This is a genomic window from Novosphingobium sp. BL-52-GroH (assembly GCF_044813085.1).
Taxonomy (GTDB): domain Bacteria; phylum Pseudomonadota; class Alphaproteobacteria; order Sphingomonadales; family Sphingomonadaceae; genus Novosphingobium.
Map to the genome: position 1 here is coordinate 193118 of NZ_CP171149.1, position 24038 is coordinate 217155.

General features: G+C 65.8%; 18 protein-coding genes. 12 read left to right on the forward strand and 6 right to left on the reverse strand.

Features of this window, described 5'->3' with window-relative positions; translation table 11 throughout:
- Positions 1–164 precede the first annotated feature (164 nt).
- Entirely contained in the window at positions 165–1808 is a 1644-nt protein-coding gene (locus tag ACFFDA_RS00915; RefSeq protein WP_404477706.1) for an inorganic phosphate transporter, read from the forward strand.
- Positions 1809–1960: 152 nt separating this feature from the next.
- Entirely contained in the window at positions 1961–2818 is an 858-nt protein-coding gene (locus tag ACFFDA_RS00920) for a CorA family divalent cation transporter (RefSeq protein WP_404477707.1), read from the forward strand.
- A gap of 58 nt (positions 2819–2876) precedes the next feature.
- Here ACFFDA_RS00920 and ppk2 read toward each other — a convergent pair whose 3' ends face one another.
- On the reverse strand, positions 2877–3791 hold the full coding sequence (ppk2, locus tag ACFFDA_RS00925) for a polyphosphate kinase 2 (RefSeq protein ID WP_404477708.1): 915 nt from the start codon (positions 3789–3791) through the stop codon (positions 2877–2879).
- 132 nt (positions 3792–3923) lie between these two features.
- On the opposite strand from ppk2, the gene ACFFDA_RS00930 reads away from it, so the two are divergent.
- From ACFFDA_RS00930 to ACFFDA_RS00950, 5 genes are all read left to right on the forward strand, one after another.
- Positions 3924–4466, forward strand: coding sequence for an RNA polymerase sigma factor (locus ACFFDA_RS00930; RefSeq protein WP_404477709.1), 543 nt, complete (start codon positions 3924–3926; stop codon positions 4464–4466).
- Entirely contained in the window at positions 4466–5428 is a 963-nt protein-coding gene (locus ACFFDA_RS00935; protein ID WP_404477710.1) for a FecR family protein, read from the forward strand. Before ACFFDA_RS00930 ends, ACFFDA_RS00935 begins: the two co-directional genes overlap by 1 nt.
- Positions 5429–5564: 136 nt before the next feature.
- Positions 5565–8774, forward strand: coding sequence for a TonB-dependent receptor (locus ACFFDA_RS00940; RefSeq protein WP_404477711.1), 3210 nt, complete (start codon positions 5565–5567; stop codon positions 8772–8774).
- A gap of 11 nt (positions 8775–8785) precedes the next feature.
- On the forward strand, positions 8786–10060 hold the full coding sequence (locus tag ACFFDA_RS00945) for a fibronectin type III domain-containing protein (protein WP_404477712.1): 1275 nt from the start codon (positions 8786–8788) through the stop codon (positions 10058–10060).
- 207 nt (positions 10061–10267) lie between these two features.
- The gene (locus ACFFDA_RS00950; RefSeq protein ID WP_404477713.1) at positions 10268–12766 is read left to right on the forward strand and encodes a TonB-dependent receptor; all 2499 of its coding nucleotides are present in this window, start codon (positions 10268–10270) and stop codon (positions 12764–12766) included.
- Between the two features lie 149 nt (positions 12767–12915).
- On the opposite strand, the gene ACFFDA_RS00955 is transcribed toward ACFFDA_RS00950, so the two are convergent.
- The gene (locus ACFFDA_RS00955) at positions 12916–14259 is read right to left on the reverse strand and encodes an ATP-binding protein (RefSeq protein ID WP_404477714.1); all 1344 of its coding nucleotides are present in this window, start codon (positions 14257–14259) and stop codon (positions 12916–12918) included.
- On the reverse strand, positions 14256–14933 hold the full coding sequence (locus tag ACFFDA_RS00960) for a response regulator transcription factor (RefSeq protein ID WP_404477715.1): 678 nt from the start codon (positions 14931–14933) through the stop codon (positions 14256–14258). The genes ACFFDA_RS00955 and ACFFDA_RS00960 overlap by 4 nt, the downstream gene beginning before the upstream one ends.
- Before the next feature lie 241 nt (positions 14934–15174).
- Here ACFFDA_RS00960 and ACFFDA_RS00965 point away from each other — a divergent pair, with 241 nt between their 5' ends.
- Together ACFFDA_RS00965 and ACFFDA_RS00970 are read left to right on the forward strand one after the other, a co-directional pair.
- The gene (locus tag ACFFDA_RS00965) at positions 15175–15933 is read left to right on the forward strand and encodes an arylmalonate decarboxylase (RefSeq protein WP_404477716.1); all 759 of its coding nucleotides are present in this window, start codon (positions 15175–15177) and stop codon (positions 15931–15933) included.
- 25 nt (positions 15934–15958) lie between these two features.
- Entirely contained in the window at positions 15959–16885 is a 927-nt protein-coding gene (locus ACFFDA_RS00970; RefSeq protein WP_404477717.1) for a polysaccharide deacetylase, read from the forward strand.
- Positions 16886–17113: 228 nt separating this feature from the next.
- Here the strand turns inward: ACFFDA_RS00970 and ACFFDA_RS00975 are convergent, their stop codons facing one another.
- Positions 17114–17236 carry a hypothetical protein gene (locus tag ACFFDA_RS00975; protein WP_404477718.1) on the reverse strand — a complete coding sequence of 41 codons (123 nt, stop codon included), beginning with the start codon at positions 17234–17236 and terminating at the stop codon, positions 17114–17116.
- A 121-nt stretch (positions 17237–17357) separates the two neighbouring features.
- On the opposite strand from ACFFDA_RS00975, the gene ACFFDA_RS00980 reads away from it, so the two are divergent.
- The 3 genes from ACFFDA_RS00980 to ACFFDA_RS00990 all read left to right on the forward strand — a co-directional run bounded on the left by ACFFDA_RS00980 (position 17358) and on the right by ACFFDA_RS00990 (position 19175).
- On the forward strand, positions 17358–17717 hold the full coding sequence (locus ACFFDA_RS00980) for a nitrilotriacetate monooxygenase (protein ID WP_404477719.1): 360 nt from the start codon (positions 17358–17360) through the stop codon (positions 17715–17717).
- 154 nt (positions 17718–17871) lie between these two features.
- Positions 17872–18324 (forward strand): carboxymuconolactone decarboxylase family protein, encoded by a 453-nt coding sequence (locus ACFFDA_RS00985; RefSeq protein WP_404477720.1) that lies wholly within the window; start codon positions 17872–17874, stop codon positions 18322–18324.
- Complete coding sequence (locus ACFFDA_RS00990; RefSeq protein ID WP_404477721.1) at positions 18324–19175, forward strand: sigma-70 family RNA polymerase sigma factor; 852 nt, start codon at positions 18324–18326, stop codon at positions 19173–19175. Before ACFFDA_RS00985 ends, ACFFDA_RS00990 begins: the two co-directional genes overlap by 1 nt.
- A 220-nt stretch (positions 19176–19395) precedes the next feature.
- On the opposite strand, the gene ACFFDA_RS00995 is transcribed toward ACFFDA_RS00990, so the two are convergent.
- On the reverse strand, positions 19396–20847 hold the full coding sequence (locus ACFFDA_RS00995) for an efflux transporter outer membrane subunit (RefSeq protein WP_404477722.1): 1452 nt from the start codon (positions 20845–20847) through the stop codon (positions 19396–19398).
- Between the two features lie 2 nt (positions 20848–20849).
- Positions 20850–24032 (reverse strand): efflux RND transporter permease subunit, encoded by a 3183-nt coding sequence (locus ACFFDA_RS01000; protein WP_404477723.1) that lies wholly within the window; start codon positions 24030–24032, stop codon positions 20850–20852.
- Positions 24033–24038: the final 6 nt, after the last annotated feature.

The window sequence follows — 24038 nt, forward strand, 5'->3', positions numbered from 1 at the left end:
ATGCGGCGCAAACCGGTAGTCGCTGCTTGCCCGCCCTTTGGTCACCCTCCTCATGTGCTTCACGCGCGGCCTGAACGCAAGCGCGTTCGAGCGGATACGCAGTGCCATATCGGTGTCACGGGAACGGCCTAGCCTGCCATCAGATATCGGAGGGGTTACGTTCCATGAACGCCACAGTCACGGCCAAGCGCGGCCCGGCAGGACACGGCAAGGCCAGTCACTACGAGCGCCCGAACCTGGACGGAGGGTTGGGCCTGGCGGGCCAGTTGGGCTTCGGCGCCGCAATCCTCGTCGCCATCGCCTACGTCGCCTACAGCGTCTATGCGGACGCCAGTGCGGCCGGCGTTTCGGCGCTGGCGTTCCTGCCTTTCGCCCTGCTCTTCATCGCGCTGCTGATCGCGCTGGGCTTCGAGTTCGTCAATGGCTTCCACGATACCGCCAATGCGGTGGCGACGGTGATCTACGCCAACGCCATGCCCGCGAACGTGGCGGTCGTATGGTCGGGCTTCTTCAACTTCCTGGGCGTGCTGCTCTCGAGCGGCGCGGTCGCCTTCGGGATCGTATCTCTGCTGCCGGTCGAGCTGATCCTCCAGGTCGGCTCCAGCGCCGGGTTCGCGATGGTCTTCGCGCTGCTGATCGCCGCGATCCTGTGGAACCTGGCGACTTGGTGGGCGGGCATCCCCTCCTCCAGTTCGCACACCCTGATCGGCTCGATCATCGGTGTCGGCGTGGCCAACGCCATCCTGCACGGCAAGAGCGGCACCGCCGGGGTCGACTGGACCAAGGCGACCGAGATCGGCCAGGCCCTGCTGCTCTCCCCGCTGATCGGCTTCGGCGTGGCGGCCCTGCTGTTCCTGGCCCTCAAGGTCCTGGTGCGCAACAAGGCGCTCTATCAGGAACCCAAGGGCAACACTCCGCCGCCCTTGTGGATCCGCGCCCTCCTGATCTTCACCTGCACCGGCGTCAGCTTCGCGCACGGATCGAACGACGGGCAGAAGGGCATGGGCCTCATCATGCTCATCCTGATCGGCACCGTGCCGACGGCCTATGCGCTCAACCGAGCGGTTCCCGAAAGCTATACCCAGGAGTTCCACCTCGGCGCCGATGCCGCCCATGCGGCCCTGGCAAAGCCCGGGGCAGGCAGCCCTGCCACCGACCTCCAGCCCGCCGCCGCGCGCCTGGCGGTGACCAGCTACATCGCCAACAAGACCTTCCAGCCCGGCACCGTCCCGGCCCTGGCGGTCCTCATCAAGGATATCGACCGCCAGGTGAGCGAATACGGCTCGCTCGCCAAGGTCCCGGCCGCCGCGACAGAAAACGTGCGCAACGACATGTATCTCGCCTCGGAAGGCATCAAGCGCCTCGCCAAGGACGATGCCGCCAAGCTGACCGAAGGACAGCTCGAGGCGGTCAACGGCTTCAAGAAATCGCTCGACGCCGGTACCCGATTCATCCCGACCTGGGTGAAAATCGCCGTCGCCTTCGCGCTCGGGCTGGGCACGATGGTCGGCTGGAAGCGAATCGTCGTCACCGTGGGCGAGAAGATCGGCAAGTCGCACCTCACCTATGCGCAAGGGGCCTCGGCGGAACTGGTGGCGATGGGCACGATCTTCGCTGCCGACCACCTCGGCCTCCCGGTCTCGACCACCCATGTCCTGTCCTCCGGCGTCGCCGGCACGATGGCCGCTAACGGCTCGGGCCTGCAGATGAGCACGGTGCGCAACATGCTGATGGCCTGGGTGCTGACCCTGCCGGTGTCGATCCTGCTGGCCGGCGGGCTCTACGCCTTGTTCTCGGTCATCTTCTGACGGCGGGGGAACGATCTAGGGGCGAGCGGCTCATCCCCTCTCCCGCGGACCTCGGCGCAGGTCCGGGCCTGGTCTGGGGCCTGGACTTCGACGCGGATGGCGCCTGTGAACCGGCGCCCTGCGGAGCGCCCCCCGAGGGCCGGTTCCGCTGGTTGCACCTCAATCTCGCCGACCACGGCACGCGTCTGTGGATCGAGCAGGCGGCGATATTCCCTTCCGGCGCGCGCGAACTGCTGCTGGCCACCGACACGCACCAGCGCGCCTTGGTGGACGGCGGCGCCGTATGCTGCATCCTTCACGACTTCGAACGCGATTTCGACGTGCGCGACACTGCCCGCATCGGCGCCCTGCGGGTCGCGGTGCTGCCCGACCTGATCGTCACCGCCCGGCGTCATCCGCTGGGGTCGGCCGACATCGTCAGCCAGCGCATCCGCGACGGCGCCCGCGTCGACGGCGCGGCGAGCGCGCTGGACGTGCTGATCGGCGCGCTGAGCCGGAACCTCGACATTGTCATCCGCAATCTGGCGGCGGACGTCCAGGCGGCCGAAGACGCCTTCCTCGACGGCCACCACCCGCCGACCAGCCGCAACCTGCTCGCCATCCGCCGCCGCCTTGCCCAGATCCACCGCATGCTCGACGGCGCTCAGCGGGTGTTCCGCCGCCTCGAACAGGACGACGATCTTCCCGAAGCGCTGCGGTCGACCGTCGAGAAACTGTCGCAACGACTCCAGGGCCTCGATGCGGATGCCCTCGCGGTCCAGGGGCAATTGCGCCTGTTGCGTGATGAACTGGACTTGCAGGCGAACCAGCGGACCAACCAGAACCTCTACGTGCTCTCGCTGATGACCGCCCTGATGCTACCGGCCACGCTGGTGACCGGGCTGTTCGGCATGAATACCGGCGGCCTGCCGTTCACCGGCCCCGAAGGAACTCTGGCCGCGGGCGCCATTGCCGCGGGGACGGCTCTCGCAACGTACCTGTTCCTCAGAAGCAAGGGCTTCTTCCCTTAGGGCGATTCGGTTCGGACGGCAGCAGGGGGGACCGGCTGGTCCAAGACGACGAAATTCCCTAGAAAACCTCCGGCACGTACAATTCCGGCGGCACCGGCTGGCGGATGTAGTCGGCGTTGCGGACCCGCTCGGGCAGCACCACCGGTTCGCGCGGGACGTCTTGGTAGGGAATCTGCTCCAGCAGGTGGGCGATGCAGTTGAGGCGCGCGCGCTTCTTGTCCACTGCCTCGACCACGCGCCAGGGGGCCTCGGGAATGTGGGTGCGCTCCAGCATCGCCTCCTTGGCGCGGGTATAGTCCTCCCAGCGCCGCCGCGATTCCACGTCCATCGGCGAAAGCTTCCACTGCTTGAGCGGATCATGGATGCGCATGGTGAAGCGGAACTGCTGTTCGTCGTCGGTGATCGAGAACCAGTACTTGAGCAGGATGATGCCCGAACGCACCAGCATCCGCTCGAACTCGGGGACGGAACGGAAAAATTCCTCGACGTCGTCCTCGTCGCAGAAGCCCATCACGCGCTCGACCCCGGCGCGGTTGTACCAGCTACGGTCGAACAGCACGATCTCGCCGGCCGCCGGCAGGTGCGCGACGTAGCGCTGGAAGTACCACTGCGTACGTTCGCGCTCGCTGGGGGCAGGCAGCGCGGCGACCCGGCAGACGCGCGGATTGAGCCGCTGGGTGATGCGCTTGATGACGCCGCCCTTGCCCGCGGAATCGCGCCCCTCGAACAGGACCACGACTTTCAGCCCCTTGTACTGCACCCACTCCTGCAGGCGAACGAGTTCGTGCTGGAGGCGGAAAAGCTCGCGGAAATAGATGCGCCGGTCGAGTTGCGCCTGCTCGGGATGGTCCGACATGTCGTCCAGCAGGGACTCGAGCCGGCTTTCGTCGATCTCCATTTCGAGTTCTTCGTCGAAACTGTCGGCGATCTCGGCCTTGATACGGTCCATCTCGAAACCATGGGAGGGCGTCATCGCGGGTATCCTCTCGAATGTGACACGAGAGGGTCTGGCGCAAGCGGATGACACCGGCGTTACGGGGCCATCGTCAAAGTGTCACGAGGTCCGATTAACGAGCGCGGTTTCCGGAAGGGGCTGGGGATTTTCGTGCTTTCGTCGATCAGGGATCTGGACAAGCCATGCGCCGGCGACACCGGGCGGGAGGATTGGGACGCCGTCCAGACCGCTGTGCTGCGCTATGTCCGCGGTCGCGGCGGGCGGCACGACATCGCCGACGACGTCGCGCAGGAGACGGTGGCACGGCTCGTCGAACTCAGCGCCAGCCAGCAGATCGGCAGCCTCTTCGCACTTGCGTTCCGCATCGCCGACAATCTCCTGGTCGACATGCACCGGCGCGAGCGGCGGCTGTCCGACGAAGTCGACGCGGAGTGGCGGAGCGAGGAACCCTCGCTCGACCGCGTGCTCGATTCCCGCCGCGCGGTGGACGTGTTCAACCGCTGCCTGCGCCGGATGCCGCCCTTGCGGCGCGAGGTGCTGATCCGTCGTCGCCTCAACCAGGAGAGCTGCCGGGCGATCGGCGAGGACCTGTCGATCAGCGCCAAGGCAGTCGAAAAGCACATCACCCGCGGCATGATCGACCTGCGCCGGGCGCTGGAGCAGGCCGGCGTCGATCTGGTGGGGCGCGACTGATGGGCAGCGAATACCACGATATCGACTGGCAGGCCGCGCGCTGGATCGACCGGATGAGCCGCCCCCTCCAGGACGCCGAAACGGCCGCCGCCTTCGATCGCTGGATATTGAAGGACCCTTGCCACGTCGAGGCCTACGCCCGGGTCAGCGCGATCTGGCATTCCGAGGAGTTGGACACCGCTTTGCGCGAGGCCCCCGCCACCTCCGAAGATTGCGCCTCCAACGACGACGAAAGCCCGCGCCGTTCCGCCAGGGTCTGGCGGCGCATCGCGGGCCTGGGTGCGGCGATGCTGTGCTTCGTCCTCGTCACCCGCGCAGGCCCGGGGATGCTCCTGGACGAAGCCATTTTCGCCACCCGGCATGGCGTGACGCGCACCGTGGCACTGGCCGACGGTTCCAGCATTCGCATGAGCGGCGCCACCCGCATCGCCGTGCGCATCACGCCATGGTCGCGCCGCGTGTCGCTGGAGGCGGGCGAAGCCTTCTTCGACGTTGCCCACGAGCGGTTGCGCGGGTTCTCGGTCGAGACCGGCGGCACCAGCGTCTCGGTGCTGGGCACGGCCTTCGACATCGACAGGATCGACCACGATACGCAGCTCGTGCGGGTCTATCGCGGCCTGGTCAGCGTCGACGCCGGCGCTGGGCGGCAATGGCGGTTGCCGGCAGGCACCGGGCTCGAGGTCTCGGGCGAGCGGGTGCGCAGCCTGCGCGGGGTCGAGGGGCAGCGCCCGGGCTGGACCGAAGGGTGGTACGAGGCCAACGACACGCCCGTGCGGCAGCTCCTGGAGAGCCTGAACCGCAGTTCGCCCCGCCCCATCGCCCTGGCCGACCCGGCCTTGGGCGAGCTGCTGGTGACCGGTCGGTTCGAGATCGACCAGCCAGCCGCCGTGCTCGATGCAGTCGCGGCGATCCATGATTTGCGTTGGCGGGATGAGGGCGGGCGTTACGTGCTTTCGCGGTAGGGAGCGGATGCCTTCCACAGTCACTGAAAATTCATCAATAAGTCACGGAAATGTAAAAATAAATATTTGTCGGGTTTGGGAACGAAACTCCGTCTGACCCAGGAACGGTTTCTGAACTGGGGGTTCCTTTCCAAAAATGTTTCGCCTGACCAAACCTGCCGCATCGGCCTTGGCGATCGCACTCGCGACGCTCGCCGGCGGGATCGCCATCGTACCGCAAGCGCAGGCCGCCGGCCCGCGCAGCTTCGCCTTCGCCATTCCCGCCCAGGACCTCGCCCGGGCCCTGCAGGAATATTCGCGCGTCACCGGAATGCCCGTGGCCGCATCACCCAATGCGCTGCGCGGCCGGCGCAGCGCTTCGGTTTCCGGCACGATGTCGGCGGAGCGCGCGCTGGCGCAGCTCGTCGCCGGAGCCAACGTCGATACGCAGCGCCGCGGCGGCACGATTATCGTCAAGCCGCTGGCGGCCAGGACCAGGCCCGCCGCCATCGCCGATCGCAGCCCCCGCACGGAAACGCGTAAAGCCGCCCGCGCCGAAGTGGAGCCGACCGAGCCCGTCGATGGCGAGATCGTCGTCACCGGCTATGTCGAAGCGGTGCAGAAGGCGCTCGACACCAAGCGCCGGAACGACACCGTCTCGGACACCATCATGGCCGACGACATGGGCAAGCTGCCCGCCAACAACGTGTCCGAAGCGCTCGCCCGCCTGCCAGGCGTCAACGCGGTGCGCAGCGCCACCACCGGCGAGGGCGACCGCATCACCGTGCGGGGCCTCTCAACCGAGCTGAACAATTATTCTATCAACGGCGTGCGGCTGGGCGGCGCCGGCTCGCGCGACAACAACTTCTACCGCGGCGTGCGCCTTTCGGTCCTGCCGCCCGACGGCATCAAGCAGATCACCGTCTACAAGACCCTCACCCCCGACCGCGACGGCGACGCGCTGGGCGGCTCGGTCGACATCTCCACCCCCACCGCCTTCGACCAGGACCCGACCTACTTCCGTCTTTCGGCCGAAGGCGGAATGCTCGACAAGTACGATCACCGCAAGTCGGGGCAGGTTTCCGGCGCCGTCTCGCGCCAGTTCAGCGACAACTTCGGCATCTACGTCTCGGCCAACTGGAGCCGCCGCAAGTCGCAGTTCGAGCAGAACGGCGTCGACGGCGACAACCAGCCCGACACCTGGTATTCCGACAGCGAGACGCTGGGCTGGGACCCCAACCGCTTCGTCATGCGCGGCATGGACCTCGGTTTCGGCGAAACCGACGTCAAGCGCTGGGGCGGCAACACCAGCATCGATTACCGATCCGACGACCACGACCTCCACTTCCGCGGGCAATACGCCAAGTACAAGAAGAAGGAGTTCCTCAACCGACTGAACTTCCGCAACGACACGGCCAAGAACTCCACCCGCCTGTCGCAGGTGGACACCGACGACACCTCGCTCGCCCAGCCCGACGACAGCGTCGTCGGCTACGACGAGAACCTCGGCCGCATCTACAGCTACACCACCAGCCAGATCGTCGACCGCGACGGCGACGGCGTGATTACCGACGCCGACCGGTCGGCCAAGTCGTTCTACAGCCTCAACGGCGGTTCGGGCACCTGGGACCCGCAGGGCTTCCGCCTGCGCCGCTTCTGGGAAGCGACCAACGAAAGCGGCAACCTGGCCTCGGCCAACCTTGGCGGCGTCTCGCGGCTGGGCACGGTGACGATCGACTACGACCTCTCCTACTCGCAGTCCAAGGACAATCTCGACGACGGCTACACGATGGAGTTCCGCAGCGACAAGTACGGCTGGCTGGGCAACACCGGCGCACTGTTCAGCAGTTCGGGCGATGCGCGCTATCCCAAATGGCTGCTCAACGACGCCGGCATGGAAGCCGTGCAGGACCCGTCGCAATATGCCTTCAGCAGCCTCGAAGGCGAAGTGGGCGGCAGCAGCGAGAAGCTTTGGCAGGCGCAGGTCAACCTGCAGTGGAAGCCCGACATAACGTGGCTGGAATCGGTGAAGACCGGCGGCAAGTTCTACGATTCCCGCCGCCGCACGTATTCGGGCTCGTTCCTGCAGCTCGACGCCGACGGCACCCTCGCCGACTTCTCGGACTTCTACGGCAAGGAGGTGACCAGCCTGTTCGGCGGCGCCTACAGCGGCCTCTACCGGCTCGGCACGACGATCGACAACGAAAAGATGCTGGCCGAACTCCAGCGCGCCGAGAATGGCGAGGGCACGGTGTTCGAAGGCTTCGCGGTCGATCCCTCGAACGCAGAGATTTCTAACGAGGACAGCTTCCGCTTCAACGAGCGGGTCGTGTCCGGCTATGCGATGGCGACCGCCCGCTTCGGCCGCGCCACCGTCATCACCGGCGTGCGCGTGGAGACGACGCGCAACACCATCGAAGCCTACAACCTCGACGAAGTTCAGGGCGCGCGCTACACCACCGACCGCTCCAGCTTCACCAACGTCCTGCCCTCGATCCACGTCAACTACGAACTCGACGACAAGACCAAGCTGCGCGGCGCGGTCTGGACCAGCTTCGCCCGACCCGACATCGCCCGCATGAGTTCCGCGCGCGAATACAGCTACGATACCGACCCCGATGGCGACGGCGAGGAAAACGCGACCTCCGACTGGGTGCTGCTGGGCATCGAGCAGGGCAACCCGAACCTCAAGCCGATGCGGTCGGTCAACTTCGACATGTCGCTGGAGCATTATGCCGGCAACACCGGCGCCTACTCGGTGGCACTCTACTACAAGCGGATCACCAACTTCCTGTTCCGCTCCTCTTCGAGCAACATCCGCGACGGGACGCTGGGCGAGAACGTCGACCCCACCGGCGTCGCCATCTCGATGCCCAACAACGGCAAGTCGGCCGAGGTCTACGGCGTCGAGTTCAGTGCCCAGCAGCAATTGCACTGGCTGCCCGGCATCCTGGGGTCGCTGGGCGTCGGCGGCAACCTGACGCTGCAGCGCTCCAAGGCAGTGACCGGCCTGTCCTGGCACCCCGAGGGCTACACCCTGCCGCTGATGGAGACGCCCGAGACGATCGCCAACCTCCAGCTCTTCTGGGAGCGCAAGGGCTGGGAGATCTACGGCGCCTGGAACTACCAGAGCAAGTTCCTGGGGGGCATCAACGACTTCGGTAACAACCCCTACGAGCAGGCCTATAGCTTCGTCGACCTGACGTTCCGCAAGACCTTCATGAAGAAGTCCTCGATCCAGTTCCAGGTCCAGAACCTCTTCGACGCGCACACCTACTGGCAGACCGTGTCGTCCGGCCAGGGCGCCAGCCGCGCCTACATCAAGAACGGGCGCAGCATGACGCTCGGCTTCAACCTGATCTTCTGAGGCGAACGACCATGGCACCCCCATTCCGTACCCTTGCTCTCGCCCTCCTGCTGGGGGCCGCCCTGCCCCTCGCTCCGGCGGGAGCGGCGGACGCACCCGCCGCGCCGCTCGCCCCGGCGACGCTGGCGCCCGAGCGCATCGTGCTCAACCTCACCGCCGATCCGGCGCACGAGATGGCCGTCACCTGGCGCTCGGCGCCGGGTCTTTCGGGACAAGTGCAATATGCCAAGGCGACCGACGGCCCCGACTACGTCAAGACGCCGATGACGGTTCCCGCCGTGACCGACGACGCGACGCTCGCCGTGCGGGAGGACCCGGCGTTCCGCGCGGCCTACCACTCGGCGGTGCTCAGGGGCCTCGAACCCGACACCGTCTACGCCTACCGCGTCGGCGATGGCAGCCACTGGTCCGAATGGCTCCAGTTCCATACCGCCGCCGGGACCGATGCCCCGTTCCGCTTCGTCTACATGGGCGACATGCAGAACAACATCCTCGCGGAAGCCTCGCGGACCTTGCGCATGGCCTTCCGCAAGTCTGGCGACGCCGCTTTCGTGATCCACGCAGGCGACCTCATCAACCGGCACGACAGCGATGCCGAATGGGGCGAATGGTTCGCGTCGGGCGGGTTCCTCTATGCCCAGACTCCGCAGATGCCCACGCCCGGCAACCACGAATACGTCAAGGACGAGAAGGCCCGCGCCGGCTCCTCGATCAACGGCCAATGGCGGCGCCAGTTCACCTTGCCCGAGAACGGCCCGGCCGACGTCCCCGCCAGTCGCGAGACCAACTGGTACACCGACTATCAGGGCCTGCGCCTGATCTCGATCGATTCCATGCAGGTCGACCGCGACGAGACCGCTCGCAAGTCCATCGTCAAGTGGCTGGACGGGCTGCTGGCGCACAATCCGAGCCGCTGGACGGTCCTGTTCCTGCACTTCCCGCTGTTCTCCAGCGAACCGGGTCGCGACAACCCGAAGGTCCGCGCCGCGCTCAAGCCGCTGGTCGACAAGTACAAGGTCGATCTCGTGCTGCAGGGCCACGACCACGGCTACGCGCGCGGCGCGATCGGGCCGGACGGACCGACCGTCGACGGGAGGGGCTCGACTTACGCCGTCTCCGTGGCGGGACCCAAGATGTACGAGGTCGGCAGCCTGCCCTGGGCAACGAAGTCCGCGTCGCGCACGCAGGCCTACCAGGTCATCGACGTCGATCCGGCGGCGCTGACTTACCGCGCCTTCACCGCCACCGGTGCCCCTCTGGACGAGGTCACGATCCGCAAACCCTGAAACCGCCGGATTCGGGCGCGGAAGAAAAGTTTTCCGCGCCCTCGTTCGCCACAAAAGCACCGAATTTCAAACCGTTGAACCGTTCATGAGATGAACATGAAGGTCCGGTGACTCGAGTGTCTTCAAACTTAAATCCAACTGTCTTGAAGACGCCATATTAGCGCCCTCGCAGATCAAGAAACGTATCTAAAAGGGTTTATTTTCATCATGTTGAATAGAACTGTCCGCGCGGCGCTTCTCGCCGGCTCGGTGCTCGCCAGCATGGCCGCCACAAGCGCGTTCGCAGAAGCTCCCGCAGCCAGCGCAGCCGAGGACGCCGCCGCGGATGTGGGCCTTGGCGACATCGTCGTAACCGCGACCAAGCGCGAGACGAACCTTCAGGAAACGCCGATCGCGATGGCGGTCATGAGCACCGAGGCGCTCAAGGAGCGTCATGTCCAAAGCCTTTACGACCTTGCGGACGGCGCCGTGCCGTCGCTGCGCGTCGCCACGTTCGAGGCGCGCCAGAGCGCCCTCACGATCGGCATTCGCGGCATCGTGCCGCTCGACGCCAACCAGCCCGCCCGCGAACAGGGCGTCGGCATCTACGTCGACGGCGTCTACATGGGCCGCCAGCACGGCCTCAACGCCGCCCTGTTCGACGTCGAACGCGTCGAAGTCCTCAAGGGTCCGCAAGGCACCCTGTTCGGCCGCAACACCGAAGGCGGCGCGCTGAGCATCGTCAGCAAGGCCCCGACCGGCGAATTCGGCGGTCGCGCCAGCGGCGGCGTCGGCAACTATGGCGCCTATACCGGCGACATCCACCTCGACCTGCCCAAGATCGCCGGCTTCAGCGTGAAGCTCGACGGCGTCCTCCAGCACCAGGACGCGACAACGAAGAACCCGCTAGCCGGGCAGAGCGGCTGGAACTACTACAATCGCAAGGGCTTCCGCGCCGCAGTCCGCTGGCAACCCGCCAGCTCGATCACCGACGACTTCTCCTACGACGTCGCGCGCGATGCCAACACTCCGTTCTACAGCCAGTTGCTGAACGTCAACCCGAATGGCTGCGCCGCCGGCACCCAGGCCTCGCAATCGGCCTGCACGCTGCCGGGAACGAGCTACACCAATCTCACCGGCACTGTGAAGTCGCTGCTGCCCGGCGTCGTCGTCAACGGCAAGACGCGCATGAAGGTCGCCGACATCGGCGTGCCGCAGCAACCCAGCATCGACAAGACCCACGGCTTCACCAACAACCTCAAGTGGACGGTTTCTCCCGAGATCGAATTGCGCGCGATCACCGCCTGGCGCGGCGTCGATGCGACCCAATGGGACAACAGCGGCGGCGCCCACCGCGTTCCCGTGGTCAACCTTACCGCGGCATGCACCGCCACCGCGCCCTGCGCCTTCAGCCGCTACAGCCTCGCCGACCTGCGCCAGCGCCAGTTCAGCCAGGAACTGCAGGCAGTGGGCACCGTGGGCAAGATCGACTACGTCGCAGGCCTGTTCTACTTCAACGAGCACGTCAGTGACGACGCCGCGACGCCGAACTCGAACGGAGTATACCTGGACGGCGCGGGCCAGGCGGTCTACACGATCCTCAACTCGTGCACCGGGTCGGGCGGCTTCGGCTCCGAGGTCGGCTGCCGGTCCATCGACCGCGCGTCGGAAGTCTGGTCGAAAAGCTACGCCGCCTACGGTCAGTTGACCTACAACGCCACCGAACAGCTCCACCTGACCGTCGGCGGCCGCTATACGCACGACGAAAAGAAGGGCGTGCTGCACTATTCGCGCAACGTCAACTACGACACCAACACCACCGCCGCCGCTGCCGCCGGCTACCAGCCGCTCGACGAGAGCTGGAACCGCTTCAACCCGATGGCCACGCTGGCCTACGACGCGACCGACGACCTGCACCTCTACGCAAAATATGCGACCGGCTACCGCGCCGGCGGCGCCAGCTCGCGCACAGCGAACTACCAGTCGTTCAACCCCGAGGACGTGAAGTCCTACGAGATCGGCCTGAAGAGCGACTTCTGGGATCACCGCGCCCGGTTCAACCTGGCCGGCTATATCATGGACCGCAAGAACAGCCAGGTCGACATCAGCTCGATCCAGTCGTTCAACGGCTCCAACTACAACAACCTCGTCACCATCAATGCGCCCGGCACCACCAAGATCCGCGGCATCGAAGCGGACCTGACCGTGAACCCGGTGGAAGGACTGACGCTGAACGCATCTTACGCCTATACCTACACCAAGATCCCGCTTGTGCCGATCACCTACACCGGCACCGATGGCGTCTCGACCACGGTGGACCAGCGCTTCTACATCGTGTTCACTCCGCGCAACGCGGCGAGCGGCTCGATCGACTACACGCTGCCGATCGGCGGCGGCGACACCAACTTGCGCTTCCACCTCGACGGCAACTATTCGCAGGCCACACAGACCTTCGACCAGTTCGCCACCAAGAACGACGCCTCGCTGATCTTCAACGGGCGCATCTCGCTCGCCGACATCGGCGTCGGCGACCACAAGCTGACCCTGGGCGTGTGGGGCCGCAACCTGTTCAACGAACAGTACGTCTTCCGCCGCGACCCGTCGAACAGCCTTCCGGGCGCCCCGACGACCAGCGTGACCACCGGCAGCGTCAACAACATCTTGGGCGACTACGGCAACTTCAACGCGCCGCGCACCTTCGGCCTCGACGCCAGCGTACAGTTCTAAGAGTTTTTCCACGCCGGCCCTTCGCCGGCCGGCGACCTGGAAGAACGCGACTGCGCAGCGCACGTTCCGACACGATGGGGAACGTCTGCGTCGCGCTGTCGCCAACCTGATCGGCGTGACGTCCCCCGCGTCACGCCGATTTCTTCGTCTCACGCAGGGAGCATGACGACAACCCGCAGTCCCGGTGCGGCATCTTCGAGCACCAGACTGCCGCGATGGAGCCGGGCAATGGCATCGGCGAGAGGCAGTCCCAGGCCGTGGCCGCTTCGCCCGCGATCGCGGTCCAGCCGGCCGAACCGGCGCAGGACGAGCAGGCGCTGGTCGGGAGCGATGCCGGGCCCGTCGTCCGACACCACCACCACGGCGAACCCATCGCGCGGCTTCGCAGCCGAAATCCGCACTTGCGAACCTTCCGGACTATGCCGCAAGGCGTTCTCCACCAGGTTCAGCAACAATTGCGAGAGCAACTGGCGGTCGCCGACGAGCGGGACGGCCTCGCACTGCATCACCGCGAGGCGGCGGTTGCCGTCGTCGGCGAGCGGTTGCGCCATCTCGACGACGTCCTCGATCAGCGTGCCCAGGTCCAGCGGCCGGAAGCCGGCCCGGCGCGCGCCGCTTTCGATCTCGGCGATCCGCAGCATGGCACCGAACATGCCGAGCAGGTCGTCGGCCTGCGCCGTCGCCCGGGCCAGTTCGCTGCGCATAGACCCCGCTTCGTCGCGCTGTTCAAGCAGCGACAACTCGTTGCGCAACCTGGCCAGCGGCGTGCGCAACTCGTGCGAGATGTCGTTGGACACGTTGCGGATCTCGGCCATCAGCAGGCCGATACGATCGAGCATGCGGTTGAACGCAGCGGCCTGCTGGTCGAACTCCCCGCCGTCGCCGACGACCGGCACGCGCCGGGAGAGATCGCCGTCGATGATCGCGTCCACGGTCCGCCGCATCGCCTCGATCCGCTGGCCTACGAGCCTGCGGAACAGCAGCAGGCCGACCAGCACCACAGTCACGATCGCTCCGAAACCGGCGATATAGATCAGCCTGCGCGATGCAGAATAGTCGTCGATGGGCTCGGTTTCGGCAAAGACCACGAGGCGCATCCCGCCCGGGATTTCACGGACGAACACGCGCCCCGCGCTGAGGCCCTCGATGCGGTCCTGGCGGCTGAGCGAGGAAAACCCGACCGGAAGCTCGCGCGAAAACCAGGTGTTGCCGGCGATCCCGCGACCCTTTGCATCGGTCAGCAGCAATCCGAGATCGCCGGTATCGCGCTGCCCGGTGAGATGGCGTATCCGCCGGGCCAGGTCCTCGCGGCCGACGGCAGTGCCTTCCGGAACCAGTTCGTCGCTTTCGAAGGCGATCCGCTTGTCGACCAGTTGGTTGATCGTCGACAAAGTCACGAAGTACATGCCGATGCCGGCCAGGGCAGTCACTGCTAGGAACAGGCCGAGGAAGACGATCGTCAGCCCGCGAAGCGATTGCGCGGGGGCCTTCACGCCCGCAGGACGTAGCCGATGCCACGTACCGTGCCGATCGGGTCCTCGCCGTGCTTCACGAGCTTGGCCCGCAAGTGCTTGATATGGGCATCGACGATGTTGGTCGTCGGCACGATGTCGTGGCCCCAGATCCGCTCGATCAGCATCGCGCGCGTCACCACCGCGCCATCCGCACGAACCAGTTCGAGAAGCAGGCTGAACTCGGTGCGCGACAGGCTCAGCGCCTGCCCTCCCCGCCAGGCCAGCATTCGCGAGGGACTTACGACAATGTCGCCTGCGCTCACGGTGTCGGTCGGCTGCTGTGTGGCGCGCCGCGCGCGCATGAGCGCCTGCAGGCGGGCGTTGAGTTCCAGCGCGTCGACCGGCTTGACGACATAGTCGTCGGCCCCTGCCTCGAAACCCTCCAGCTTGTCGGCGACCTGGCCGAGCGCGGTGAGCATGAGAACCGGAACGTTCATGCCGTTCTCGCGCAGTTCTCGCAGCAGGGAAATGCCGTCGACCTTCGGGAGCATCCAGTCGAGGACGACGATGTCGAACGCATGTTGGGCAACCAGCGCCAGGGCGGCGTGGCCGTCATCGGCCGTCCGCACCTCATGGCCGAACTGCGCAAGCTGCGCCACGAGCTGTCGCTGCAACTCGCGATCGTCCTCGACGAGAAGGACTTGCAGGGTCATCGGCGCAGGATGGTTGCGAGGAACGAGGTCACGCACCAAGCATAGCGGGGCGGGAGGGCATTGCCATCCCTCGCCCATCGATTTGCCGGAGGGCAAGCTTCCTGCAACTCCTCCGATGCGCGGGGAACGGTTGTGACTATCCGACTGTCGATAAGTCGGCGAGGCGCCGATGGCCCCGGTCCCCCAGGCATCCCACTAAAGCGGCAGGACAGCACAAGCCCGAATACGAAAAGGACAGCCCATGGTGGATTCCCTTGGTTATCGCATGAAGTTCGCCGTCGTCGCGCCGTCGACCAACACCAGCGTGCAACCGGAATACGACGACCTGCGCCCGCGCGGCGTCACCAACCATTTCTCGCGCATCGCGATTCCCGACACCAAGGTCACGGATGACGAGAGCTTCATGGTGATGCTCAACAACATCCGCGAAGCGACCTTCGACGCGGTAGACGTCTCGATGTCGATGGACCCCGGCTGCGTCATCATGGGGATGTCCGCCGAGACGTTCTGGGACGGTGCGGAAGGCGCCGATCGTCTGCACAAGAGAATGCTCGAGCGCACCGGCGGTGTCCCGGTCATCATGGGCTCGACCGCGGTGGACGAGGCGATCAAGGCCTACGAGACCACCACCGGCCCCATCCGCAAGCTGGGCATCCTTACCCCTTATGCGCCCGTGGGCGACGCCAACGTGAAGAAGTTCTTCGAGGACCAGGGCTACGACGTCGTCCATATCGAGGGGCTAAAGTCCCCCTCGCCGATGATGATCGCGCACGAGGACAAGCAGAAGCTCAAGCGCACCGCCATCGCCGTGAGCGAAGGCGTCGACGCCATCATCCAGTGCGGCACCAACCTGGCGTTCGCCGAAGTTGCGGCGATGGCGGAATTCTGGCTGGAAAAGCCGGTCATCGCGATCAATACCGCGACGTACTGGCACGCCCTGCGCAGCATGGGCATCAACCACCAGATGGATGGCTTCGGTCGCCTGATGGCGGAATTCTAAAGACGAGCATCGACGGAGTCGCACGATGGAATACGATTATGTCCCGCTTCCCCATCGCCGGCCGCTGGTGTGGCCGAACGGAGCGCGGGTTGCGCTGATCCTGACGTTCAACCTGGAGACCTGGGACCTGACGAAGGACACGACCAAGCCCTATTACGCCGGCGGCCCGTCGATCCTGCCCGACATCCTGCCGGGCAACACGCCCGACTTCCCGAACTTCTCCTGGCGCGAATACGGGCAGCGGGTGGGGCTGTGGCGGCTGATCGACCTGTTCGACGAACTGGGTGTCAAGGCAAGCTGCACCACCAACGCGGTCACCTTCGAGCGCCGCAGGGCGATGACCGACGCGGTGCTGGAGCGCGGCTGGGAACTGCTCACCCACAACTGGGAACAGGGCGAACTGCTCAGCGACTTCGCGCAGGACCCGGCGAAGGAACGCGAGATCGTGCTGCGTACGCTCGACCAGTTCGAGACATTCACCGGGCGCAAGTCGAAGGGCTGGCTGTCCTCGTCGCTGCGGGGCACGCTGCAGACCGCCGACATCCTCGCCGAATACGGCTGCACGTTCTACTGCGACATCATGAACGACGACCAGCCCTACCTGCTGCGGACGCCGAACGGGCCGATCGTCTCGGTGCCCTATTCCAACGAGATCAACGACTTCACTTTCATCACCCGCAAGAACTACACGACCGACGAATATCGCGACGTGCTGATCGAGGAACTGGACGTGCTCCATGCCGAAGGCGCGACGACGGGGCGGATCATGAACCTGGGCCTGCACCCGCACGTCTCCGGCCGCGCCCATCGCATCCGTGCCCTGCGCGAGTTCATCGAGCATGCCAAGTCGCTCCCGGGCGTGTGGTGGGCGACCCGCGAGGAGATCGCCGAGTGGTATCTCCAAAACCACGAAAGCCACATTCCGGGCCAGTTGGCCGGCCACCAGGGATGAGCGGCGCGGCGCACGTCGCCGTCCTGAAGGACCTGCTCGCCGCAGGTCCCGATGGGCGGCGCCTGCGTGCGCCACAGCCGATGCCGGCAAACGGGATGCTCCCCTGCCACTTCGAAAGGCCTGCGCGACACCTTCTGTAAAGCACTGGCCTCATCTGGACGTCGACGCCTTCCGATTCCTGCCAGTCCCGGACCAACGGCCGCCGCAGGTCCCCAAGTGCTCGGCCTTTCAGTGCCCCAATCCCTGAGCCAATGTCTCGAAGCCGCGACGATCGCCCTGTCGCTCGCGTTGCCCGAGGGTGATCATCCGCTTCTTTTCATCAAAACACGGTTTACCGAACTGAGCGGTCATTCACCGGACTAGCGCCTCGGAACCCGGTTGCCAGCTTGCAGCCGAAACCGCGGAAGTCATCTTCGGTTCCGCCGACAGTCTGCAGCGGGGCAAGGCGTTCTATGCGGACGTGAAAGGGCGCATGCCGGCCCTGGGGCGCGATCCCGAAAGCAATGCCAGCAAGTCCAGTCGCGATCGCATGGTGGAAGCGGCAAAGGGCAAGACCATCCGCCAGCTCGCAGCCAAGGCGGGCAGCTATGCCGGCCTCGCCTTCGTGGGCTCCCCCGCGACCATCGCGGACCAGATGCAGGCCTGGCTGGAGGACCGCGGCTCGGACGGGTTCAACGTGATGTTCCCCTGGTTGCCGGGGGGCCTGGAGGACTTCACCGACAAGGTCGTCCCCGAACTCCAGCGGCGCGGCATCTTTCGCCAGGAGTACGAAGGCACCACCCTTCGCGATCATCTTGGCCTTGCCCGGCCGGAGAATCGCTTCTTCCGATAACTCGCCGCCCCGCCCCTCGCGCAACGAGGGTAGCCGCCCCGTCCTTGGCTTGGTGCGCCTTCTTCGGCATCGGACACGAAAAATCGCGGACGATGTCACATCGGCGCACGCGGTCTCGTCATGACTGCATCACCACGATGAAAGGATGATCGTCATGACACCACGCGCCGATATCTACACCGTCTCGCCCGCACTCTTCAAAGCCTGGTATGCCTTCTCGGCCCAGGTCGGCGAGAGCGGGATCGAGAAGTCGCTGCTCGAACTCATCAAGATCAGGGCTTCGCAGATCAACGGCTGCGCGAACTGCCTCAACATGCACACGGCCGAAGCCCGCCAGGCCGGCGAAACCGAACAGCGCATCCATTTGCTCGCGGCATGGCAAGAAGCCCCGTGCTACACCGATCGCGAACGCGCCGCTCTGGCCTGGACCGACCATTTGACCGAGGTTGCGACCAAACGCGCGCCCGATGCCGTATATGCGGCCCTCGACGCCGAGTTCAGCAAGGAGGAACAATTGAAGCTGACCCTGATGATAAACGTCATCAATGGCTGGAACCGCCTCGCGGTCGGCTTCAATCTCTATGCGCCGGAACTGGGCTGGAAATAATGGACGCCGGCACCGCCGCCTTCGACGTCCACCGGCCTGCGCTCCTGCGCGTGGCCTATCGCATGCTCGGCTCGATGGCCGATGCGGAGGACATGGTGCAGGAGGCCTTCCTGCGCTGGGCCCAAGCGGACCACGCGGCGGTGCGTGTTCCCGCCGCGTTCCTGCGCCGGGTGGTCACCCGCCTCTGCCTCGATCACCTGAAATCCGCGCGGGTACGACGCGAGACCTACGAGGGCCCATGGCTCCCCGAACCGGTGGTCGAGGAAGAGGCGGACGAGGACGTGACCCTGCCGCTGATGCTCGCGCTCGAAAGGCTTTCGCCGCTCGAACGCGCGGCGTTCCTCCTGCACGACGTGTTCGGAGAGAGCTTCGAGGAGATCGCCACCTCGATCGGTCGCAACGCGGCGACCTGCCGCCAGCTCGCCAACCGGGCCAGAACCAACGTCCGGATGGAACGGACCCGCTATGCCGTCGACCGGGTACAGGCGATGGAAATCGCCTCCGCCTTCTTCCAGGCCTCGCGCGGAGACGGAATCGCCAATCTGGGCGCGCTGCTCGCCGAAGGGGTGCGGTTCCACTCCGATGGCGGCGGCAAGCGGCCCGCCGTGGCGCGTGTACTGGAAGGCCCCAGCGAAGTCGTTCGTGCACACGCCGCCCTTGCCCGCCTGAGGCTGGGGCCGTCGCAGATCGTGCGCTACGGCTTCGTCAACGGCCTGCCCGGCTTCGTGACGCGCGAGCCGGATGGCATTTTGCAAACCACCGCACTGCTGGTGGAACATGGCCTGATCCGGGCCATCTACGTCATGCGCAACCCCGACAAGCTCCGCCACCTCGAGCAAACGATGCATTGAAGCGCCGCGATCGGAGCGGGATGATGTTACGTCGACGCACTTTCGTCATCGTGGGCCGGGCGCTCGCAATGACGAAATGGGTTTCGCATCATCCCAATCGAGATTCCGTCCATTTAGGCAGAATCGGCATCGACCCACGCGAGTAAACGACTGGGTAGTCGGTCGGTGCGTGGGCCGTGCCGGCTGGAGAGGCAGGCCCCAAGGCCCTGCCCCGATCACGTCACGGCGCGGGCTGGTTCGCTGCGTCGGCCGTCGAGGACACCTCTTCCAGCCCTCCGCCGAGCGAACGATACAGTTCCACCAGGTTGCCCGCCTGGGTAAGCCGGGTGGTCACAAGTTGCTGTTCCGCCGCATAGGCCGTGCGCTGCGCATCGAGCGTCGTCAGGAAGGAATCGACTCCTGCGCGGAAGCGGGCGTCGGAAAGCCTGGCGGCGACTTGTGCCGATTCCGCCCGACTGCCCTGCGCGCGGACCTGGTCGCCGATCTTGCCACGCTGGGCGAGTGCATCCGCGACTTCGCGGAAAGCGGTCTGGATCGTCTTCTCGTAAGTGGCCACCGCGGCCTGCTGCGAAGCCTTGGCATATTCCAGATTGCCGGACCGGCGACCGAAATCGAACAACGGGAGCGACGCGCTGGGCGAGCCCGTGTACGTATAGCTCCCATCCTTGAAGAGACCCGACAAGGCGGTGCTCAGGGTGCCGATCGTGCCGGTGAGCGAGATCGTCGGGAAGAACGCGGCACGCGCGGCGCCGATATTGGCGTTCTCGGCGATCAGCAGGTGTTCCGCCTGGAGCACGTCGGGACGGCGCAGAAGAACATCGGACGCGACATTGCCCGGAAGGGCGTCGCGGGTCGCGGGGTCGGCGCCGAGGCCGGCGGGCAGTTGGTCCTGCGGCACCGTAGTGCCCACCAGCAGGTTTAGCGCATTCTGGTCCACCGCGACGCTGGCCTCGAGCGCGGCGATGTCGCTCAGTGCGCCCTGATAGCTGGTATCGGCCTGGCGCACTTCCAGCTCCGAACCGATGCCGATGCGGAACTGCTCGCGGGTGAGGCGCAAGGTCTGTTCGAAAGCGCCCAGCGTCTTGCGCGAGAGTCGAAGCTGTTCCTGATCGGACGCCATCGTCAACCAGGCCGTGGCGATCTCCGCAATCAGGCTGATCCGGGTCGAACGCTGTGCCTCCTCGCTCGCGAAGACCTGCTCCTGCGCCGCACGCGACAGGTTGCGCACCCGGCCGAACAGGTCCAGCTCGAAAGCGGAGAGGCCCACCGTCGCCTGATAGATCGAGATGTCCTGCGAACTGCCCGTCCCACCGCCCGTGCTCGTGAGGTTGTTGGTATAGGTCGCGGTGCCGGCCGCGTTGACGGTCGGCAGCAGGTCCGCGCGCTGCACCTTCAGCTGGGCCCGCGCCTGCAGCACGTTGGCCGCCGCGACGCGCAAGTCCCGGTTGTTGGCGAGGCCCGTCTCGATCACCTGGCGCAGGCGCGGCTCGAGGAAGAAATCACGCCATCCGATGCGCGAGACGTCTACGGCGTCCGTCGCCGCGGCCGGATAGACGCCGCCCTGGGGCAGCGTCGCCGGAATGGCTCCGGCCGGCCTTTCGTACTTTGGCGCAAGGTTGCAGCCGGCCAGCAGCGCGGTGCCTGCGAGCAGGGAAATGAGCGACTTGGTCATGTTCAGAATCCCTGCGGCGCTTCGCCGTCGTCGGAAGAGTGTTCGGCTGCATGCGCCGAGTCCGCTCGATCGGTCTGCCCGTGCTTGAAGAGGCGGGCCACCACCACGAAGAACATCGGCACGAAGAAGATCGCGAAGATCGTGGCCGAAAGCATGCCGCCGACCACCGCGCGACCGATCGCGTTCTGGCCACCCGCGCCCGCGCCCGTCGACACCGCGAGCGGCAGCACGCCGAATACGAACGCGAGCGAGGTCATCAGGATCGGGCGCAGGCGCAGCCTGGCCGCTTCCATCGCCGCGTCGAAGGCGTTCATGCCCGACTGCACGCGTTCCTCCGCGAACTCGACGATCAGGATCGCGTTCTTGGCGGAGACGCCGATCGTCGTAATGAGGCCGACCTGGAGATAGATGTCGTTGTTCAGCCCGGTGAACAACGCCGCGCAGACGGCGCCGATCACGCCGAGCGGCACCACCAGCATGACCGCGATAGGCACCGACCAGCTCTCGTACAGCGCCGCGAGGCACAGGAACACGACGATCAGCGACAAGGCATAGACCGCGGGCGCCTGGCCACCGCTCAGACGTTCCTCGTAGGACAGGCCGGTCCACTCCAGCGCAGTGCCCGGCGGCAGCTTCTGGTGCATCTCGGTGATTGCCTGCATGGCATCGCCGGTACTCAGTCCGTTGCCGGGCGAGCCCTGGAGTTGCATGGCGGGCTGGCCGTTGTAGCGCGAGAGGATCACCGGCGCCGTCTTCCACGAGAGCGTGGAGAAAGCGCTGAACGGCGCCATCTGGCCGCTGGAGCTGCGTACGTAGAGGTTTTCGATCGCCTCCGGCGACGATCGATAGGGCTCGTCCGCCTGGATGAAGACGCGCTTGGTACGGCCCCGATCGAGGAAGTCGTTGACGTAGGCACTGCCCCAGGCGGTCGAAATCTCGGAATTGATGTCGCCGATGTCGAGCCCCAGTGCGCCCGCCTTGTCCTGATCGATCTTGACGTCGAGCTGGGGTGCGTCGTCGAGGCTCACCGGACGCACCTGCGCCACGCGCTTGTCGCCCGCAGCCATGCCCAGAAGCTGGTTACGCGCGGCCAGCAGCTTTTCGTGACCCATGTTCGTCTCGTCCACCAGCCACAGGTCGAAGCCGGTCGCATTGCCGAGTTCCTGGACGGCGGGCGGCACGATCGCAAAAATCAGCGCGTCGCGATAGGTCGAGAACGCCTTGGAGGCACGCGCGACAAGCGCGGGCGCACGTCTGTCGGCGCCGCTTCGCTCCTTCCAGTCCTTCAGCTTGATGAAGGCGATGCCGGCATTCTGGCCTTGGCCGGAGAAGGAGAAGCCATTGATCGTGAAGATCGAAGCGACGTTGTCCTTCTCGTCGTTGAGGAAATGGTTGCGCACCACGTCGAGGGCCTTCTGGGTCCGCGGCAGCGTTCCCCCCGTTGGCCCTTGAACCAGCGCGAACATCATCCCCTGATCTTCTTCCGGCAGGAAGCCGCCGGGGAGCCGCGTGAAGATCGTCGCCATGGCCGCCACGATCAGCAGGTAGACGAGGCCCGACCGCTTCCAGCCGGTCGCCGTCCGCCGGACGCCGCCCTGGTACTTCTCTGCTCCGCGATCGAACTTGTCGTTGAACCAGCGGAAGAACCGGGCCAGCAGGCCGTTGCCTTCCCGCTTGTCGGGCTCGTGCGCTTTGAGGATCGTGGCGCAGAGCGCAGGCGTCAGGATCAGGGCGACCAGCACCGACAGGGCCATCGACGATACGATGGTGATCGAGAACTGGCGGTAGATCACGCCGGTCGAGCCGCCGAAGAACGCCATCGGCAGGAACACCGCCGACAGCACCATGCCGATGCCGATCAGCGCGCCGCTGATCTCGTCCATCGATTTTCGTGCCGCCTGCTTGGGCGAAAGATGCTCCGTCTGGATCAGGCGTTCGACGTTCTCGACCACGACGATGGCATCGTCGACCAGCAGGCCGATTGCGAGCACCATGCCGAACAATGTCAGGGTGTTGATGGAATATCCCAGAATCGACATGACGCCGAACGTACCCAGCAGCACGACCGGAACCGCGATCGTCGGGATGATCGTCGCCCGCCAGTTCTGCAGGAACAGGAACATGACGAGGAACACGAGCACGATCGCCTCGATCAAGGTGTGCACCACCTGCTCGACCGAAAGGCGCACGAACGGCGTGGAATCGTACGGGAAGGCGACCTTGACGTCCTGCGGGAAGTTCCTGGCGATGCGCTGGACCGTGGCCTTGACCTCGTCGACGGTGTCGAGCGCGTTCGCACCCGACGCCAGCTTCACGCCGAAGCCCGACGAGGGCTGGCCGTTGAACTGCGTGTCGAAGCCGTAGGTTTCGGCGCCCAGCTCGAGCCGCGCCACGTCGCGCAGGCGAACGACCGCGCCGCCCTCGGTGCTGCGCAAGCGGATGTTGCCGAACTCCTCGGGCGTCTGCAGGCGCGACTGGACCGAGACGGTAGCGTTGAGTTCCTGTTCCTTGGAGGACGGCAACTGGCCGATCTGGCCCGCCGAGACCTGAGCATTCTGCGCCGTCACGGCCGCGGTGACATCGGCGATCGTGAGGTTGTAGCTGCGCAGCTTGAGCGGATCGACCCAGATTCGCATCGCATACTGGGTGCCGAAGATCTGCAGTTCGCCCACGCCGTTGATGCGGCTCACCGGGTCCTGGAGCTGGCTGACGATGTAATCGGACAGGTCGGTGGCGCTATGGCTGCCGTCCTTGGAATAGACCGCGGTGACGAGCAGGAAGCTCGCCGAGGACTTGGCTACCGTCACGCCCTGGCGCTGCACGGCCTCGGGCAGCAGCGAAGTCGCCGCCTGCAGCTTGTTCTGCACCTGGACCTGGGCGATGTCGGGATCCGTGCCCTGCTCGAACGTCAGGGTAATGGTGGCGTTGCCGGCCGAGGACGACGAGGCCGAGAAGTAGCGCAGGTTATCGATGCCCTTGAGCTGCTGCTCGATGATCTGCGTCGTCGTGCGCTCGAGCGTCTCGGCATCGGCGCCGGGATAGTTCGCGGAGATCGTGACGGTGGGAGGCGCGATCTCGGGGAACTGCGAAACCGGCAGGCTGCGGATGGCGATGGCACCGGCCATCATCAGGACGATGGCGATGACCCATGCGAAGATGGGCCTGTCGATGAAATAGCGGGACATGTGCGG